Below are 5316 nucleotides of genomic sequence, written 5' to 3' on the forward strand. Positions count from 1 at the left end.
TCTACAGGTAATGGCTCACCGTCATCTTCCGTCATACGAGGAAGNACGTAGCCGGTGTACTCACCATCCCACAAACACCAGTTGATTACATCATAAGTGATAGAGTACTTGTAACACTCATCACCCGTAGCAGAGTAAATTACTGGTGCACCGATGTTGATGCTCAAGACATCACAACCATCAGTGGTGGTGATAATCGTTGGTACATCAGGATCAGTACAGTCAGCATCAGCATCTTCTGGGAAGTCGATAACGAAATCGTGTACTTCCGTGATCGTGATCAGCTGGCTACAGCTGTTCGTTGAACGGAATACTTCGTTGATATCAATAGCGCCGTTGCCGTTAGCATCACCTGCTGGCATCAATTGCCAAGCTTCAAAACGACGAGTGATTGATCCCCAACCACAATCGTTAACCTGNATGTTTGGTGTACGCTCTACGATAGTGTCAACAGCACAGTTGTCTGTTCCCGTTGCACCGCCGAAGATAGAGCTCATCATAATTGATGTTGCTGCGAAGTCTTCGTCGTAAGCAGTAGCAATATCACCAGGGAATGACAATGGCAAATCAGAACAAGTCATTGTTACTGGTGCTGGTGCATAACAGTAAGGATTCAATTTATCTTCAGGAGTAATGACCATCCAGCAGATATTCTGGTTACCTGACTGATCAGTTACACGTAGTTCAATCGTGATTTCGTTGTCGATATCACAACAGTAGAAGTCTACATGAGGGCCCCATGCGCTCCAACGGTTAGCACTTGCATCACAAGTGTTGTTACGCCAGTAGTTACGGCGTACTTCCAACGTTACTGGTCCACAGTTGTCGTTAGATCCTTCGTTTACATCAGTAGCAAAAATGCGAGCGATACCTTCGATGCCGTTAGCTACATCGCCACCGCCGATAGATACGTTCAACTCATCATCACAAGCTGCACTTGGCTCGATCTCGTCGGTTACGTTTACTGGGTATTCAACACAAGTTTCGTTACCACAGTCATCTTCTGCACATACGATAAGGATGTGCTGACCAATTGGTGCCTGTACTACTGCGCCAGTACACAAGTCACCGCCGGCGAAGAAAGAAACGCCGTTTGCAAGTACGGTGTAAGTCGTTGCAGCTACACTTGAACAACCGTTACCGTCGGTAAGGGTAGGACAAGGAATCGCTACGTTAGCCAAACAGCTGAATGGTGAGGTAGATACGTTGATTACAGCAGGAATACCGCTGATAACTGGACCAGTAGCATCAAATACTTTGATCAACTGCTGAAGAGTACCAGATCCGCCTGGGTTACACCAATCGATGATGTTCCACTCACGACGGAGCTTGTAAGTACCTTCACATACCGTGATACGTGGCTCATCTGAGTACGAAGCTCCGATGTTACAGTATACCTGGTCAAGGTCGTAGAAACCAAATGCAGTACGCAACCATGGGTAGCCAGAGGCTGATGGGTGAGGATTACCGTTAGCATCAAGTGCAAAGTTCTCGTCACACTCCAATGGTGCTACAAATGGTGGGAATACCAAATCGCCAATTGTTGGCTTGCGGAAAGTAATGATCTGATCACAAGATACTACGCGTGGAGCACCTACACAGGCACCGTCGTAGCGGTCAGATACCGTGAATGTACGCGTGATGCGCTCATCGCCACAGTCGCCATCGCTGGCAACAGCATCAGACAAAGTAACTTTTACAGGGCCACAGTTGTCGCCAACTACAGGGAAACCGGTAAGGTTAACTTTTGCAATGAAGGCGTTCAATGCAGCTGTGCTACCTCCGAAGAAGGTGTTACGCGTTGCAGTGAAATCAAGTACACCTGCTGCATTCGCAATCCAAGACTGAGGCGTCTGGAAACGGATGAAGTTGATGTCTTCACAGATCAAATCACGGGTGTCAGTGATTTCTACAGAAGTAAATCCTGGGCCAGTAACACCTGTGTTGTTATCAGAATAAATGTTGATGTCCCAGTTACCAAACTGAGTCGTCACCCAGTTAGTGATAACCAAGGTATAGCTCGTGTTGGCCTGTAACGGAAGGCTCAAACGGATCGCTGGATCGAAGATGTTGCCACCAGGTACAAACGCATCGTCAGAAGAACCAACGAGGTTTTCACATGGAGACGCAGGATCGAAACCGCCCTGGAACAGGAACAAGCTTCCGTCACCCCAATCAGAGTCCATCAAGATCGTGTATACATCAACAGGAGTAGCAAAATCAGGCGTAGTGAAAGTCACTACGTCGTAGTTGTGTACACCGTCAAGCAGCTGGCCTTGGTTCAAACAGCTGTAGTTGTTGAAGTTCAACGATGCATCAGCAGCACTCAAAGTACCACTTACTTGGTCAGCTTCGTAGTCTTGGGTTACTGTGCTTGTGTTCGCTGGGCAAGTAACCGTTGGGTCGGTTTTGTCTTCTGCGAAGAGGTTACCCCAGGCGGTATACACCAGTTCTCCATCAATAAACAACTGCACCATATAGGTATGTGATCCACAACCATTCACTTCAGAAGTAGTTCCTCCATCAATGGCAACAATCGCTTCATCAGCACATGCCCAATTTCCTGTCATCACCATCGCTGGTGTAACTTCAACTGCACAAGAAGCTCCTAAAGTGACATTGATATCGCCGATACTAGCAACCTCCAAGGGGCCATCACAATCATTTGGACAGAACGGAGAATTTTCATCAGGATCACAAGGGTCAAGAGGGTTAGATGTACCTACTACTACAAACGGCGTATTTGGATCATCAACACCGCTTACTTCTTCGCCATCGTTTACACCATCATCATCGGTATCACTATCATTGGGGTCGGTACCATTAATGGCTTCATCGCCATCAATCAAACCGTCGTCATCACTGTCGGGATCATTAGGGTCAGAAGTGTTACCGTTAGGATCAGCAGGAGTGGTTGGATCATCAATACCAGTTACTTCTTCGCCATCGGTCAAGCCATCATCGTCGGTATCCGCATCCATTGGATCGGTCCCATTAATGGCCTCATCGCCATCAATCAAACCGTCGTCATCGCTGTCGGGATCATTAGGGTCAGAAGTGTTACCGTTAGGATCAGCAGGAGTGGTTGGATCATCAATACCGGTGGTTTCTTCACAATCCGTCAAACCATCGTTATCAGTATCAACCGTTAACAGGCCAAGAGGGTCACAAGAGTTATTAGGATCAGAGGTTCCTGTGGGTACAGCAGGGGTTGTCGGATCGTCAACACCCGTCACTTCCTCGCCATCGTTGAGACCATCGTCATCACTGTCAGGATCAGTAGGATCAGTACCTGCAATAATTTCCTCGTCATTGGTCAGGCCATCTGTATCCTGATCACAGGGGCCAGCATTTACACTTGGGTTACAAGGGTCTCCTTCATCGGGATCATCAGTGCCGGTAAAACCATCACCATCAATATCGGGGGCAACACAACTGACGATTACTTCTCCGTAATTACTTTGATAATAAGGTGTACCAAACACATCAAAGAATGCATTGAGGAAATCAGCACCTCCCATAGAAGGTTCTGACGAGTCAGGGTCCGTTGTATTGTTAAATAATCTCACTCCTTCTACACAAGCTCCTCCCGGAATCGTAAAAGAAAAGAGGTGAATTTCCACACTAGGCATCAAAACCATCATAGATCCACCTGTAGTAATAGAGTGGTAATCTAATGAAGGTGTAATTGCAGGAGCAAAAACCTGACTTTGATCAGACCAAAAACCACCATTTACTGGCGTAACCGCTAAAGGGGCGTCAACCACACTTTCCGGTAATACAATCGAGACCTGGCTGCCTCCTCCGAGGATGAAGGCTGTTTCGCTAAAGTTAGGTCTTACATAAACTTCATACGCCGCGTCATCAAAATTATACAAGATCGTATAATCTACAGCAGACTGTGCATGAAGCTGTACACTTATCAGTATAAAACTGACAAACAACAACAATGTTTGTATCAAATTTTTCATGATTATTATTTTGTTTTTCTTGTTTTCACAGGATCGAGAGGCGGTAGCACAGCCTCTAAAAATGATTTTCAAATGTGTAATGATTGCCCCCCGGTCAAATATTAACCAAGGGGGCAACTCTACAGATGGAAAGTGCCTATTCCTAAGGCAATTGCTCTAGGAATAAATCATAGTTGAAGAAATTAGAGGTATTTAGAGGATAGAGGATTACACCAATGGCCTGAATCAAAACCTGGTCATTTCCAGCACCATTATATTTGACTTTTCCATCCATGTTGATATCACCAACATAGTAACCAAAGCCAAAGTCATAATTGAAGAGCAGTCCTGTATTGTTCGGATGAGAAATGACATTTGCTAATACAGCAGTCCGATCATTACCACCACCATCGTATTTCACTTTGCCATCCAGGTTGGCATTTCCGCCCCAAAGGGCACGCTGACCGTTTGACAACGTAACCATTTCTACTCCTTCATAGCCAGGAGCATTGTAGGTGTTGGCTGCACTCATTGTTGTGAAATCAACAGTAAGCGTGCCGGTCACCGGACTCAAAGCTTGCCCTGTCATCACACCAAGGTGATTGCGGTGCTTTACACTAATGTAGAAGCTACTAGCCTGTGCATCAACCTGTAATGCACCTCCAGTCAGCCCATCAACCACATCACCATCACGTTGCACCAAGGCTGACTTAGTTTGCAATACAATCGTTGGGTCAGTAGCGTCCCTTACTTCGATGAATACCCAGTCGACAATAGCGTCAGGAGTTCCGGCATTAGCAGCTAATATTCCAGTGGTTGTCACCTCTGTTCCGCCATCCCCTATGTGAGAAAAACGCGTATTCATTCCTGAACTGTAAGGCTGACTCAGTGGAATAAAGTCCTGCTGACGCAAATCGTCACGCATCAGATTATCCGTAGTACCGAAAAGTGCACCTTGGAGTAGGACCTTCACGTTGAGGGTGATCACATAATCATCGGCTCCATTTCCAAGCGTAGGATCGGTACCGTTTGCTATTTCGTCTCCGTCATTAACACCACCACCATCGGTATCTCCGTTGTTAGGGTCGGTGCCGTAGATTACTTCGTCGCCATCCGTTAAGCCGTCGCCATCCGAATCAGGATTATAAGGATCGCTGGTATTCGTTACTTCGTCACCATTGGTTACGTTGTCCGAATCACAATCCGCTGCTGCCCAAATGGCATTACCAGCATCGTAGCCGGTATAACCAGCGGCTTGTGCAGGATCACATGGATCGTTACCGTCGCTCGTACCCGTCGCTACCGCAGGGGTAGTTGGGTCATCGATACCGGTGACTTCTTCGCCGTCGTTGTAACCATCGCCGTC

Annotated in this window: 1 pseudogene; it reads right to left on the reverse strand. The window is 46.8% G+C overall.

Annotation, left to right across the window (positions count from 1 at the left end):
• Positions 1-4113: 4113 nt before the first annotated feature.
• Positions 4114-5316 (reverse strand): annotated as a pseudogene (locus A3EU_RS34650) (hypothetical protein); the annotation flags it as partial.

The organism is Lewinella cohaerens DSM 23179 (assembly GCF_000379805.1).
Lineage (GTDB): Bacteria > Bacteroidota > Bacteroidia > Chitinophagales > Saprospiraceae > Lewinella > Lewinella cohaerens.